At 66.2% G+C, this 14,004-nt stretch carries 12 protein-coding genes; all 12 read left to right on the plus strand.

What is annotated here, in order from left to right; translation table 11 throughout:
• Positions 1 to 24: 24 nt before the first annotated feature.
• The 12 genes from uvrA (at position 25) to secG (ending at position 13,962) form a co-directional block, all read left to right on the plus strand.
• Positions 25 to 2,946 (plus strand): excinuclease ABC subunit UvrA, encoded by a 2,922-nt coding sequence (uvrA, locus tag AS031_RS06180; RefSeq protein ID WP_058267250.1) that lies wholly within the window; start codon positions 25 to 27, stop codon positions 2,944 to 2,946.
• A gap of 91 nt (positions 2,947 to 3,037) precedes the next feature.
• Positions 3,038 to 3,754 carry an HAD hydrolase-like protein gene (locus AS031_RS06185; protein WP_058267251.1) on the plus strand — a complete coding sequence of 239 codons (717 nt, stop codon included), beginning with the start codon at positions 3,038 to 3,040 and terminating at the stop codon, positions 3,752 to 3,754.
• Positions 3,741 to 4,409 carry a lysophospholipid acyltransferase family protein gene (locus AS031_RS06190; protein ID WP_058267252.1) on the plus strand — a complete coding sequence of 223 codons (669 nt, stop codon included), beginning with the start codon at positions 3,741 to 3,743 and terminating at the stop codon, positions 4,407 to 4,409. The genes AS031_RS06185 and AS031_RS06190 overlap by 14 nt, the downstream gene beginning before the upstream one ends.
• A 76-nt stretch (positions 4,410 to 4,485) precedes the next feature.
• A complete protein-coding gene (uvrC, locus tag AS031_RS06195; RefSeq protein WP_058267253.1) occupies positions 4,486 to 6,510 on the plus strand; it encodes an excinuclease ABC subunit UvrC in 2,025 nt (674 codons plus the stop codon).
• Positions 6,511 to 6,577: 67 nt separating this feature from the next.
• Entirely contained in the window at positions 6,578 to 7,501 is a 924-nt protein-coding gene (gene rapZ / locus AS031_RS06200) for an RNase adapter RapZ (protein ID WP_058267254.1), read from the plus strand.
• Positions 7,501 to 8,520, plus strand: coding sequence for a gluconeogenesis factor YvcK family protein (locus AS031_RS06205; protein WP_058267255.1), 1,020 nt, complete (start codon positions 7,501 to 7,503; stop codon positions 8,518 to 8,520). Before rapZ ends, AS031_RS06205 begins: the two co-directional genes overlap by 1 nt.
• 9 nt (positions 8,521 to 8,529) lie before the next feature.
• Entirely contained in the window at positions 8,530 to 9,510 is a 981-nt protein-coding gene (gene whiA, locus AS031_RS06210) for a DNA-binding protein WhiA (RefSeq protein WP_058267256.1), read from the plus strand.
• 99 nt (positions 9,511 to 9,609) lie between these two features.
• Positions 9,610 to 10,236, plus strand: a complete 627-nt coding sequence (locus tag AS031_RS06215; protein ID WP_058267257.1) for a superoxide dismutase — start codon at positions 9,610 to 9,612, stop codon at positions 10,234 to 10,236.
• 257 nt (positions 10,237 to 10,493) lie between these two features.
• Positions 10,494 to 11,504, plus strand: coding sequence for a type I glyceraldehyde-3-phosphate dehydrogenase (gene gap / locus AS031_RS06220; RefSeq protein ID WP_058267258.1), 1,011 nt, complete (start codon positions 10,494 to 10,496; stop codon positions 11,502 to 11,504).
• A 10-nt stretch (positions 11,505 to 11,514) separates the two neighbouring features.
• Positions 11,515 to 12,741: a phosphoglycerate kinase gene (locus AS031_RS06225; RefSeq protein ID WP_058267259.1), complete on the plus strand. Its 1,227-nt coding sequence runs from the start codon at positions 11,515 to 11,517 to the stop codon at positions 12,739 to 12,741.
• A 98-nt stretch (positions 12,742 to 12,839) separates the two neighbouring features.
• Positions 12,840 to 13,655 (plus strand): triose-phosphate isomerase, encoded by an 816-nt coding sequence (tpiA, locus tag AS031_RS06230; RefSeq protein ID WP_058267260.1) that lies wholly within the window; start codon positions 12,840 to 12,842, stop codon positions 13,653 to 13,655.
• A gap of 49 nt (positions 13,656 to 13,704) precedes the next feature.
• A complete protein-coding gene (gene secG / locus AS031_RS06235; RefSeq protein ID WP_058267261.1) occupies positions 13,705 to 13,962 on the plus strand; it encodes a preprotein translocase subunit SecG in 258 nt (85 codons plus the stop codon).
• The last annotated feature ends 42 nt before the right edge of the window (positions 13,963 to 14,004 follow it).

A 14,004-nucleotide genomic window follows, 5' to 3' on the forward strand; every position in this document is an offset into this window, starting at 1 on the left:
GAAGTTTTCGATTAGCATTATGGGGTGCCTAAAGCCGTAGCCGAAGAAACAGCCGCCCCCGCTTCCTTCACCGCATCCTCCGCTGACATCCCGCAGCGCCACGACCTTTCCCGCCTGGTGGTGAAGGGCGCCCGCGAGCACAACCTCCGCAACGTGGACCTGGACCTGCCGCGCGATGCCATGATCGTCTTCACCGGCCTGTCCGGCTCCGGCAAGTCTTCCCTGGCCTTCGACACCATCTTCGCTGAAGGCCAGCGCCGCTATGTGGAATCCCTGTCCGCCTATGCCCGCCAGTTCCTGGGGCAGGTGGACAAGCCGGACGTCGACTTCATCGAGGGGCTCTCCCCGGCGGTGTCCATCGACCAGAAGTCCACCAGCAAGAACCCCCGCTCCACCGTGGGAACCATCACCGAGATCTACGACTACATGCGCCTGCTGTGGGCACGCGTGGGCCGCCCGCACTGCCCGGTCTGCGGGGAGCCGGTGGCCAAGCAGACTCCGCAGCAGATCGTGGACCAGCTCCTGGAACTGGACCAGGGGACGCGCTTCCAGGTCCTGGCGCCAGTGGTGCGCGGGCGCAAGGGCGAATTCGTCGACCTCTTCAAAGAGCTCACCGCCAAGGGGTACTCCAGGGCGCGCGTCGACGGCGACCTCATCCAGCTCAGCGACCCGCCCAAGCTCGGCAAGCAGTTCAAGCACACCATTGAAGTCGTGGTGGACCGCCTCGTGGTCAAGGAAGGCATCAGCCAGCGGCTCACGGACTCCATCGAAACCGCCCTCGGCCTGGCCGAAGGCCGGGTACTCGCCGAATTCGTGGACCTCGATGCCGACGATCCCCACCGGATCCGGGCTTTCTCGGAAAACCTGGCCTGCCCCAACGAACACCCGCTGGCCATTGACGAAATCGAGCCGCGCTCCTTTTCCTTCAACAACCCCTTCGGCGCCTGCGCCGCGTGCAGCGGCATCGGCACCAAGCTGGAGGTCGACGAGGAACTCATCGTCCCCAATCCGGAACTCTCGCTGTCCGAGGGCGCCATCGCCCCCTGGTCGCTGGGAACGGCCACCACCGAGTACTGGAACCGGCTGCTTGAGGGCCTCGCCAAGGAACTCGGCTTCTCCATGGACACGCCGTGGGAAAAGCTGGGCAAGGACGTCCGCCAGACGGTCCTGCACGGCAAGGACCACAAGGTCGTGGTGCAGTACCGCAACCGTTTCGGACGCGAACGCAAATACAGCACCGGCTTCGAGGGCGCCATCCAGTACGTCCACCGCAAGCACGGCGAAACCGACTCCGACTGGGCGCGCGACCGCTATGAAGAGTACATGCGGCAGATTCCGTGCCCCGCCTGCAACGGCGCGCGCCTGAACCCGGCGTCCCTGTCGGTGCTCATCAACGGCAAGTCCATTGCCGAGGTCGCAGCGCTGCCCATGCGCGATTGCGCAGGGTTCCTGGACAACCTTGTCCTGACCGGCCGCGAAGCACAGATTGCCCACCAGGTGCTGAAGGAGATCCAGGCACGGCTGACCTTCCTGCTGGACGTCGGCCTGGAGTACCTGAACCTTGAGCGCCCGTCGGCCACCCTCTCCGGCGGTGAAGCACAGCGAATCCGCCTTGCCACCCAGATCGGCTCCGGCCTGGTGGGCGTGCTGTACGTGCTGGACGAACCCTCCATCGGGCTGCACCAGCGGGACAACCGCCGCCTCATTGACACCCTCACCAGGCTCCGCGACATGGGCAACACCCTCATCGTCGTGGAGCACGATGAAGACACCATCCACGTGGCGGACTGGATCGTGGACATCGGACCCGGCGCCGGCGAGCACGGCGGCAAGGTGGTCCACTCCGGGTCCTACAAGGAGCTCCTGGACAACACCGAGTCGCTGACCGGCGACTACCTGTCCGGCCGCAAGAGCATCGACATCCCCAAGAAGCGCCGCAAGTACGACCGCAAGCGTGAACTCAAGGTCGTCGGCGCCCGGGAGAACAACCTCAACAACGTCGACGCCGCGTTCCCGCTGGGGCTGTTGACCGCTGTCACCGGCGTCAGCGGGTCGGGCAAATCCACGCTCGTCAACGAGATCCTGTACAAGGTGCTGGCCAACAAGCTCAACGGCGCCAAGCAGGTGGCGGGCAGGCACAAGACGGTCCAGGGCCTGGAGCACCTGGACAAGGTGGTCCACGTGGACCAGAGCCCCATCGGCCGGACTCCGCGGTCCAACCCGGCCACCTACACCGGCGTCTTCGACAACATCCGCAAGCTCTTCGCGGAAACCACGGAAGCCAAAGTCCGCGGCTACCTGCCGGGTCGGTTCTCCTTCAACGTCAAGGGCGGCCGCTGCGAAGCCTGCTCCGGCGACGGCACGCTCAAGATCGAAATGAACTTCCTGCCGGATGTCTACGTGCCCTGCGAGGTGTGCCACGGCGCGCGCTACAACCGCGAGACGCTCGAGGTGCACTACAAGGGCAAGACCATCGCGGATGTCCTGAACATGCCCATCGAGGAAGCCGCGGAATTCTTCGCTGCCTTCTCGCCGATCGCACGCCACCTCAACACCCTGGTGGATGTCGGGCTCGGCTACGTCCGGCTGGGGCAGCCCGCCACCACCCTCTCCGGCGGCGAAGCCCAGCGCGTCAAGCTGGCCTCGGAACTCCAGAAGCGTTCCAACGGCCGCAGCGTGTACGTCCTGGACGAACCCACCACCGGCCTGCACTTCGAGGACATCCGGAAACTGCTCCTGGTGCTCCAGGGCCTGGTGGACAAAGGCAACACGGTCATCACCATCGAGCACAACCTGGATGTCATCAAGAGTGCCGACTGGATCGTGGACCTCGGCCCGGACGGCGGGTCCGGCGGCGGCCAGATCGTCGCCACCGGCACGCCTGAGCAGGTGGCAGCCGCCGCCGGCAGCCACACGGGGACGTTCCTCGCGGAAATCCTCGGCTGAACCCGGAGCGGCCGCCGCAGCGTGGCCGGGAAGTATGCCTTCGCGGGCATGCGAGTTTCAGGCACCCGCGAAGGCATGAGAAACTAACCCGGTGACTTCAACAACAGTGCCCGTGATCTTCGACCTGGACGGCACTCTTGTCGATCCCGCCGGCGGCATCACCGAGGGAATTGCCTCGGCCCTGAGGGAACTGGGGCTGCCGGTCCCGGCCCCGGAACTGCTCGATTCCATGATCGGACCCAAGCTCAGTGACGCGCTGCTGAACGTTGCACAGGTCCCGGCAGACCGTCTGGACGAGGTGATCCGCCGCTACCGTGCGTTCTATGCGGAGACCGGGATCGCGCAGAGCAGGCTCTACCCGGGCATCCGGGAGCTCCTGGAAAGTTTCGCCGAGGCCGGGCTGCCCGTCTCCGTCGCCACGCAGAAACCGCAGACGATCGCCCGCACCGTCCTGGCGCATCACGGCATTGACGGCTTCTTCCAGGGCATTCACGGCTCGGCGGACGACGAGTCCGCAGTTGACGGGGTGCCGCTGGGCAAAACCGAAATCATCGCCGCTGCCCTCAAGGACCTGGACACCCAGCACGCGCTCATGGTGGGGGACCGCGCCCAGGATGTCTCCGGCGCCATCGCCAACGGGCTGGACTGCATCGGTGTCGCCTGGGGATTCGCGCCCGACGGCGAGCTGGAGAACGCAGGCGCCTTCACAGTGGTCGCCTCCACCGCGGAACTGGTCAGGACCATCGAACGGCTGCAGGCAATCCACGCTGCCGCCATGAGCGAGGTGACCAACGATGGAAATGTTTGATGTCGTCCGCTGGACCACGCGCAACCTGATCTCCGGCACCTGCCGGCCCACCGTCGTCGGGCTGGAAAACGTGCCCACGGACGGCCCGTTCATTGTGGCACCCAACCACCTCTCCTTCTTCGACAGCGTCATTGTCCAGGCCCTCATGCCCCGGCCGGTGGCGTTCTTCGCCAAGGCCGAGTACTTCACCACCGGCGGGGTCAAAGGCAAGGTCATGAAGGCATTCTTCGAGTCCGTCGGGTCGATCCCCGTGGAGCGCGGTGAACAGGCCGCCAGCGTCCAGGCACTGAAGACCCTGCTGGACATCCTCGAGGCCGGCAAGGGAATCGGCATCTACCCCGAAGGAACCCGGTCCCGGGACGGCATCCTGTACCGAGGCCGCACCGGTGTGGGCTGGCTGGCACTGACCACCGGTGCCCCGGTCATCCCGGTAGGCCTGATCGGTACGGAGAACCTCCAGCGTGCCGGCGAGAAGGGCGTCAAGCCGCAGCACTTCACCATGAAGGTGGGGGAGCCGCTGTACTTCGACAAGACCGGCCCGGACCACTCGCTGCCCGCACGCCGCGAGGTGACGGACCGCATCATGGATGCCATCGCGGAACTGAGCGGCCAGGAACGGTCCACCAGCTACAACCAAAGCAAGGTCGCCGAGTAACACCGCGCGTATCCCCGCCGCGGCCCCGGTCAGGGCGGCGGCAAAGACAGCCGGCGCGGCTCAGTAGAATGGATAGGTGGCAAATCCAGCAAGTTACCGGCCCAAAACCGGTGAAATCCCCACCAACCCGGGTGTCTACCGGTTCCGTGATCCGCACGGAAGGGTCATCTACGTCGGCAAGGCCAAGAGCCTCCGGTCGCGCCTGAACTCATACTTCGCCAACCCGGCCGGGCTGCTGCCCAAGACCTACGCCATGGTCCATGCGGCCAGCAGCGTCGAATGGACGGTGGTGGGCAGCGAACTGGAGTCGCTGCAGCTGGAATACACCTGGATCAAGGAATTCAAGCCACGGTTCAACGTCGTCTTCCGTGACGACAAGACCTACCCCTACCTGGCCGTGACCCTCAGCGAGAAATACCCCCGCGTGCAGGTAATGCGCGGAGACAAGCGAAAAGGCACCCGCTACTTCGGCCCCTACACCGCCGGTGCCATCCGAGAAACCATGGACACCCTGCTCCGGGTGTTCCCGGTCCGCAGCTGCAGCGCCGGGGTGTTCAAGCGGGCCGAGGCCAGCGGCCGGCCGTGCCTGCTCGGCTACATCGACAAATGCTCGGCGCCCTGTGTGGGCCGGATCTCGCCCGAAGACCACCGCGCCCTGGCGGACGACTTCTGCGCCTTCATGGGCGGTGAAGCCAAGCGGTTCATCAACAAGCTGGAAAAGAAGATGGCGGCCGCGGTCAGCAGGCTGGACTACGAGCAGGCCGCCCGGATCCGCGACGACATCACCGCGCTCCGCAAAGTCTTTGAACGCAACGCCGTGGTGCTCGCCGAAGAAACCGACGCCGACGTGTTCGCCCTCCACGAAGACGAGCTCGAGGCGGCCGTCCAGGTGTTCCACGTCCGTGGCGGCAGGATCCGCGGCCAGCGCGGCTGGGTAGTGGAGAAGGTGGAGGATTTCACCACACCCGACCTCGTGGAGCACCTGCTGCAGCAGGTGTACGGCGAGGACGGCGACACGCACGGCCGGCTGCCGCGCGAAGTACTGGTCCCCGTGGTGCCAAGCAACGTTGATGAGTTGGCGCAGTGGCTGGGCGGCATCCGCGGCGCCAAGGTGGACATCCGCGTCCCCCAGCGCGGTGACAAGGCGGCCCTGATGTCCACCGTGCGGGAAAACGCCGAGCATGCGCTGAAGCTGCACAAGACCCGGCGTGCCGGGGACCTGACCGTGCGGTCACTGGCCCTCCAGGAACTCCAGGAAGCCCTGGACCTTCCCGTGCCGCTGCTCCGCATCGAATGCTTCGACATTTCACATGTGCAGGGCACCAACGTGGTGGCCTCCATGGTGGTGGTGGAGGACGGGCTCCCCAAGAAGTCCGATTACCGGAAGTTCTCGATCACCGGCCCAGCCGCCGTGGATGACACAGCAGCCATGCACGACGTCCTTACCCGGCGGTTCCGCCACTACCTCCAGGACAAGTCCGCCCAGGTGGACGAGGACGTCCTCGAGGCAGGCACGGCCGAGGCTGCCGCGGAAGCAGCTGCGGACGCGGCCGCCGCGGCCGCCGTGGCGGACACCACCACGCCGGCGCCCAAGGGCAAGTTCGCGTACCCGCCCAACCTTGTGGTGGTGGACGGCGGCAAGCCCCAGGTGAACGCTGCCGCCAGGGCTTTGACGGACCTTGGCATCGACGACGTCTACGTGGTGGGGCTGGCCAAGCGGCTCGAGGAAGTCTGGCTCCCGGACAGCGATTTCCCCGTGATCCTTCCCCGCACATCCCAGGGCCTCTACCTGCTCCAACGCATCCGTGACGAAGCCCACCGGTTTGCCATCTCCTTCCACCGGCAAAAGCGCGGCAAGGCCATGACCGTCTCCGCGCTGGACGGTGTTCCAGGGCTCGGCGCCTCCAAACGCAAGGCGCTGCTGTCCCACTTCGGCTCGGTGAAAAGCGTCAAGGCCGCCACCGCCGAGGAGCTCGCCCAGGCCAAGGGAATCGGTCCCGCCCTGGCCGGCGCGATCGTCAGCCACTTCGCCGCGGACGGTCCCGGCGCGGTCACAGTGCCCGCCGTCAACATGACCACCGGCGAAATCATTGAAACTTAGCTAGGGTAAGTGGCGGGGTTCGCGCCGGCGCTGCCCCGGGAACAACAACGGAAACGGGGCGGACTTAATGGCAGGAACTTCGGCGGAATCCGGGGCGGGGCAGGACGGAATGGAACCCGTCAAACCCCTTGAAGCGGAACTGCTGGTGGTCACCGGGATGTCCGGTGCGGGCCGCAGCACCGCCGCGGATGCGCTGGAAGACCACGGCTGGTACGTCGTCGAGAACCTGCCGCCGCAGATGCTGGGCACCCTGGCCGAACTTGTCTCCCACGCCCCGCAGTCCATTCCGCGGCTGGCAGTGGTCATCGACGTCCGCAGCAAGGGACTGTTCGCGGACATCAGGGCCGCCCTGGGCGCACTTGCCGCCAGCGGCGTCACCTTCCGTGTCCTGTTCCTCGACGCCAGCGACAACGTCCTGGTGCGCCGCTTCGAGCAGGGACGCCGGCCGCATCCGCTGCAGGGCGGCGGCCGCATCCTGGACGGCATCGCCGCCGAACGCGAGCTGCTGCAGGAACTGCGCGACAGCTCCGACGTCGTGCTGGACACCTCCGGCTACAACGTCCACGGCCTTGCCACGGCCATCACCGAGCTCTTCAGCGAAACCGGCCCGGTGGCACTGCGCCTGAACATCATGAGCTTCGGTTTCAAGTACGGACTGCCCGTTGACGCCAACTACGTGGCGGATGTCCGGTTCATCCCCAATCCCCACTGGGTGCCCCAACTGCGACCGCACACCGGGCTGGACAAGGACGTGAGCGACTACGTCCTGGAAGCCGAGGGCGTCAAGAACTTCGTGGACCGCTACGTCATGGCCCTGGAGCCCGTCCTGGAGGGATACCGCCGGGAGAACAAGCACTACGCCACCATTGCCGTGGGCTGCACGGGCGGCAAGCACCGCTCCGTGGCGGTCGCCGTCGAACTGTCCAAGAAACTGGCGCAGTATCCCCGCGTCACGGTGACCACCACGCACCGGGATCTGGGCCGCGAGTAATGGCGCTGTTCACCGGCGCACTCCCGCTGGTCCCCCCTGCCACGGGACCCGGCGCCAGCCAGCAGGACACCGACCCCAACATCGTGGCGCTCGGCGGCGGGCACGGGCTGTCCGCGTCGCTGTCCGCGCTCCGGCTGCTCACGTCCAAGCTCACCGCGATCGTCACGGTCGCGGACGACGGCGGCTCGTCCGGGCGCCTGCGCGAAGAGTACGGCGTCCTTCCGCCCGGAGACCTGCGGATGGCCCTTTCTGCGCTGTGCGACGACACTGACTGGGGACGCACCTGGCGGGACGTCATGCAGCACCGGTTCCGGCCGCGCAGCGGGCCCGGCGGGTCCCTCGACGAACACGCCATGGGCAACCTGCTCATCGTCACCCTCTGGGAACTGCTGGGCGACGCCGTCGCCGGACTCACCTGGGCGGGTGCCCTGCTCGGCGCCCGCGGCCAGGTGCTGCCCATGTCCACCGTGCCGCTCACCATCGAGGGCGACGTCCGCGTGCCGGCCCCCGACGGCGGATCGGTGCTGCAGACGGTCCACGGCCAGGCGCGCTGCGCGGTGGCCGGCAGCCTGGAAAACGTCCGCCTGCTGCCCGAGGCTGCACCGGCCTGCCCGGAGGCCCTGACTGCCATCGAACTGGCCGACTGGGTCATCCTGGGGCCGGGCTCCTGGTACACCTCCGTGCTGCCGCACCTGCTGCTGCCGGAGATGCGGCAGGCCCTGTGCAACACCCCCGCCAAGCGGTGCCTGACCATGAACCTGGCCACGGACACCAAGGAAACATCCGGCATGACCGCGGCGGACCATCTGCATGTCCTGCGCCGCTACGCCCCCGGGTTCAGCGTGGACGTGGTCCTGGCGGACCCGGCTTCGGTCCCGGACCGCAAGGAATTCGAGGAGGCTGCCGGGATGATCGGCGCCGAGGTGGTCTTGGGTAAAGTAGGGGCGTCGGGACGCCGTCCCGTCCATGACCCCCTGCGTCTGGCCACGGCGTACCAGGACATTTTCGGGAACAGTTAGGAAGGTGCCATGGCACTGACAGCATCGGTCAAAGAGGAACTGTCCCGTCTGGACATCAAAAAGTCGTCCGTTCGCAAGGCAGAAGTCTCCGCGATGCTCCGGTTCGCGGGCGGCCTGCACATCATCTCCGGCCGGATCGTCATCGAGGCGGAGGTTGACCTTGCCTCCACCGCACGGCGCCTGCGGGCAGCCATCGCCGAGGTTTACGGACACCAGAGCGAAATCATCGTCGTGTCCGCCGGCGGTCTCCGCCGCGCCAGCCGGTACGTGGTCAGGGTGGTGCGCGACGGCGAGGCGCTGGCCCGCCAGACCGGCCTCCTGGACGGCCGGGGACGCCCCGTGCGGGGGCTGCCGTCCGCCGTCGTCAACGGCTCGGCAGCCGACGCCGAAGCGGTCTGGCGCGGCGCCTTCCTGGCGCACGGGTCGCTGACGGAGCCCGGCCGCTCGTCGTCCCTTGAGGTCACCTGCCCCGGACCGGAATCCGCCCTCGCCCTGGTGGGCGCTGCACGCCGCCTCGACATCCAGGCCAAGGCGCGCGAGGTCAGGGGAGTGGACCGCGTGGTCATCCGCGACGGCGACACCATCGCCGCGCTCCTGACCCGCATGGGCGCGCACGACGCGCTCATGGTGTGGGAGGAACGGCGGATGCGCAAGGAAGTCCGCGCCACCGCCAACCGGCTCGCGAACTTCGACGACGCCAACCTCCGCCGCTCGGCGCAGGCAGCCGTCGCCGCCGGCGCCCGCGTGGAACGCGCCCTGGAAATCCTTGGCGACGACGTCCCTGACCACCTCAAGTACGCCGGCGAGCTCCGCGTGGCGCACAAGCAGGCGAGCCTCGATGAACTCGGCCGCCTGGCGGACCCCGTCATGACCAAGGACGCCATCGCCGGGCGGATCCGGCGGCTGCTGGCCATGGCGGACAAACGCGCCGTTGACCTGGGAATTCCCGGGACCGACGCCAATGTGACGCCCGAAATGCTGGACGAGTAGCAGCCCCATAGAATCAAAATAATTCCGGGCGCCCGACGCCCGGATGCACAATCCGAGAGTCACCAACCGGACCGACGGTCCACGATATTGGAGGATTTTGTGACTGAGTACGTATTGCCCGAACTCAAGTACGACTACGCCGCACTGGAGCCGCACATTTCTGCGCGGATCATGGAGCTGCACCACAGCAAGCACCACGCAACCTACGTTGCCGGCGCCAACAACGCACTGGCCCAGCTTGCCGAGGCACGTGAAAAGGGCGATTTCGCCAACATCAACCGGCTCTCCAAGGACCTCGCGTTCCACACCGGCGGCCACATCAACCACTCCGTCTTCTGGAACAACCTGTCCCCGGACGGAGGCGACAAGCCCGAAGGTGAGCTGGCTGCCGCCATCGACGACGCCTTCGGTTCCTTCGACGCGTTCCGCGCCCAGTTCTCCGCTGCCGCCCTGGGGCTGCAGGGTTCCGGCTGGGGCTTCCTGGCCTACGAGCCCATCGGCGGCAACCTGGTCATCGAACAGCTGTACGACCAGCAGGGCAACGTGGCACTGGGCACCACCCCGCTGCTGATGCTGGACATGTGGGAGCACGCCTTCTACCTGGACTACGTCAACGTCAAGGCAGACTACGTCAAGGCGTTCTGGAACATCGTGAACTGGGCCGACGTTGCCAAGCGGTTCGACGCCGCCCGCAGCAACGCCACCGGGCTCATCACCCTCCCGTAACCTGCAGCACACACGCTTGTTACAAACTTCACATTCGGACTTAAACCGCCCGTGATGTGGACCGGCCGCCCCCGCACTTGCGGGGGCGGACCCAATTAAACGTAAGATAGGTCACGGAAGGCGGTTAGCCTTCAGCAATGAGGCTGGTCGCCCTCCGTCTGTAAATCATCTCTGCCCAATGGCGTGCGGGATCTGTTAGTTGGCTTGAACGCCCGCTCAACTAGTAGTGCTTCGAAAAGCACCAAGGAGACGAAAAAGTGACGACCCGTATTGGTATCAACGGCTTTGGCCGCATTGGCCGCAACTACTTCCGCGCAGCACTCGCACAGGGTGCGGACCTGGAGATCGTTGCCGTCAACGACCTCACCAGCCCGGAAGCCCTCGCCCACCTGTTCAAGTACGACTCCGTCGGCGGCCGGCTGCAGGAAACCATCGAGGTGAAGGACGGCAACATCGTCGTCAACGGCAACGTCGTCAAGGTCCTGGCGGAGCGCGACCCCGCCAACCTCCCGTGGGGCGAGCTGGGCGTGGACATCGTCATCGAATCCACCGGCTTCTTCACCAAGGCCGCTGACGCGAAGAAGCACATCGACGCCGGCGCCAAGAAGGTCCTGATCTCCGCTCCCGCGTCCGATGAGGACATCACCATCGTGATGGGCGTGAACCACAACCTGTACGACAACGACACGCACCACATCATCTCCAACGCCTCCTGCACCACCAACTGCCTCGGCCCGCTGGCCAAGGTCGTCAACGACGAATTCGGCATCGAGCGCGGCCTGATGACCACGGTGCACGCCTACACCGCGGACCAGAACCTTCAGGACGGCCCGCACAAGGACCTGCGCCGTGCACGCGCCGCCGCCATCAACATGGTTCCCACCTCCACCGGCGCCGCGAAGGCCATCGGCCTGGTCCTGCCGGAGCTTAAGGGCAAGCTGGACGGCTACGCCATCCGCGTCCCCGTCCCCACCGGTTCCGCCACCGACCTGACCGTGACCGTCTCCCGCGAAACCACCGTGGAAGAAGTCAACGCCGCCCTCAAGCGCGCCGCTGAGTCCGACGAACTGCAGGGCTTCCTGACCTACACGGAGGAGCCCATCGTGTCCTCCGACATCGTCGGCGACCCCGCTTCCTCGATCTTCGACGCCGGGCTGACCAAGGTCATCGGTAACCAGGTCAAGGTTGTGTCCTGGTATGACAATGAATGGGGCTACTCCAACCGCCTCGTCGACCTTACGGAGCTTGTCGCGTCCAAGCTGGGCTAGGGTTAGACACATGACATCCCACACCCTCAACGAACTGATCGCTGAAGGTGTCCGCGGGCGGTACATTCTGGTCCGAAGCGACCTGAATGTGCCGCTCGACGGCTCTACAGTCACTGACGACGGCCGCATCAAGGCCTCCCTTCCAGTGCTGTCAAAGCTCACGGACGCCGGTGCCCGCGTGCTGGTAACAGCCCACCTTGGACGCCCCAAGGGCGCTCCCGAGGAGAAGTACTCCCTCCGCCCCGCAGCAGACCGCCTCGCAGAGCTGGCGGACTTCAAGGTCACCCTCGCCGCCGACACCGTCGGCAGCTCCGCCAGGGAAGCTGCAGCCTCCCTGCAGGACGGTGAAGTGCTGGTCCTTGAAAACGTCCGTTTCGATCCGCGCGAGACCAGCAAGGACGACACCGAGCGTGGCGCCTTCGCTGACGAGCTCGTGTCCCTGACCGGAGACAACGGCGCCTACGTGGACGACGCCTTCGGCGCCGTGCACCGGAGGCACGCCAGCGTCTACGACGTCGCCACCCGGCTTCCCTCCTACCTGGGCGACCTGGTGCACACCGAGGTGGAAGTCCTCCGGAAGCTCACCGCCGACACCCAGCGGCCCTACGTCGTGGTCCTTGGCGGTTCGAAGGTCTCGGACAAGCTTGCCGTGATCGACAACCTGCTGGGCAAGGCGGACACCATCCTGGTGGGCGGCGGCATGCTGTTCACGTTCCTCGCCGCGGCGGGCCACAAAGTGGCGTCCAGCCTGCTCGAGGAAGACCAGATCCCCGTGGTCCAGGACTACCTGAAGCGCGCAGCAGACGCCGGTACCGAATTCGTCATCCCCACGGACGTCGTCGTCGCGGAGAAGTTTGCCGCTGACGCCGCGCACGAGACGGTCGCCGCGGATGCCATCGAATCCAGCAGCTTCGGAGGCGGCGGCATCGGACTGGACATCGGACCCGCTTCGGCTGCAGCCTTTGCGGAACGCATCAAGGGTGCCAAGACCGTTTTCTGGAACGGCCCCATGGGCGTTTTCGAGTTCGAGGCATTCTCCGCCGGGACCCGGGCCATCGCCCAGGCTCTGACGAAGACCGGCGCGTTCACCGTGGTGGGTGGCGGCGACTCCGCTGCCGCAGTCCGTACCCTCGGCTTCGCCGATGACCAGTTCGGACACATTTCCACCGGCGGCGGCGCCAGCCTGGAATACCTCGAAGGCAAGGAACTCCCGGGCCTGAGCGTCCTGGACCGGTAGCCAGGCCGCCGGAAGCAGTTCCTTCTTCACCCCTCCGGCCGGCAGGTTGCCAGCGGCAGCCTGCCGGCCGCACACATTTCACGACCTTTGGAGAACACGTGACGACGTCAACGAACGGTGCTTACGACCGCAAGCCCTTCATCGCCGGCAACTGGAAGATGAACATGGACCACGTGCAGGGCATCACCCTCCTGCAGAAGCTGGCCTGGACCCTTTCGGACGCCAAGCACGATTACAGCCGCGTCGAGGTTGCTGTGTTCCCGCCCTTCACGGACCTCCGCGGTGTGCAGACACTCGTCCAGGGCGACGACCTCGAGGTGGCCTACGGCGGCCAGGACCTGTCCCAGTTCGATTCCGGCGCCTACACCGGCGACATCTCGGGACAGTTCCTGAACAAGCTGGGCTGCAAGTACGTCCTGGTGGGCCACAGTGAACGGCGCACCATCCATAACGAATCCGACGAGGTCCTCAACGCCAAGGTCAAGGCCGCCTTCAAGCACGGGGTGACTCCGGTCCTCTGTGTGGGCGAAGGGCTGGAGATCCGGCAGGCAGGGACCCACGTCAACCACACCCTGGAGCAGCTCCGGGCCGGGGTTGCCGGCCTGACCGACGAGCAGGCCGCCGAACTCGTGGTCGCCTACGAACCGGTGTGGGCCATTGGAACGGGCGAGGTAGCCGGACCGGAAGACGCCCAGGAGATGTGCGCTGCCATCCGTGCCGAGCTTGAGTCGCTGTTCGGAGCGGACGTGGCCGCGAAGACCCGGCTGCTGTACGGCGGTTCGGTCAAGGCGAACAACGCCGCCGCCATCCTGAAGGAACGGGACGTTGACGGCGTGCTCGTGGGTGGCGGCAGCCTCGATCCGGCTGAATTTGCTAATATTGTCAGGTTCGAGAGCCACCTGGTGACGGACTAGTCTGTCCGCCATCCGTACTCCCGCCTTACCAACCACCTGAAAGGCCGTCGTGGACGTTCTTCATGTCATCCTGCAGATCCTCCTGGGCATCACCAGCCTCCTGCTGACGCTGCTCATCCTCCTCCATAAGGGACGCGGCGGAGGTCTGTCGGACATGTTCGGCGGCGGCATGAGCTCAGGCCTGAGCTCCTCCGGCGTGGCCGAACGGAACCTCAACCGGTTCACCGTCATCCTCGGCGTGACCTGGGGAGTGGTCATCATCGCCCTGGGCCTGATCATGCGCTTCAGCGGCGGAGGGGATTCCTGATCCTCCTCCCGTTGCAGGAAGGCCCTTTGGCCCTCCCGCCCT

The organism is Pseudarthrobacter enclensis, from assembly GCF_001457025.1.
In the GTDB taxonomy this organism is placed as follows: domain Bacteria; phylum Actinomycetota; class Actinomycetes; order Actinomycetales; family Micrococcaceae; genus Arthrobacter; species Arthrobacter enclensis.

Coding starts and splice junctions, on each gene's coding strand:
- rapZ (WP_058267254.1), top strand. CDS start 6,578: ATGGCAGGAACTTCGGCGGAATCCGGGGCGGGGCAGGACGGAATGGAA.
- AS031_RS06225 (WP_058267259.1), top strand. CDS start 11,515: ATGACATCCCACACCCTCAACGAACTGATCGCTGAAGGTGTCCGCGGG.
- AS031_RS06205 (WP_058267255.1), top strand. CDS start 7,501: ATGGCGCTGTTCACCGGCGCACTCCCGCTGGTCCCCCCTGCCACGGGA.
- whiA (WP_058267256.1), top strand. CDS start 8,530: ATGGCACTGACAGCATCGGTCAAAGAGGAACTGTCCCGTCTGGACATC.
- AS031_RS06190 (WP_058267252.1), top strand. CDS start 3,741: ATGGAAATGTTTGATGTCGTCCGCTGGACCACGCGCAACCTGATCTCC.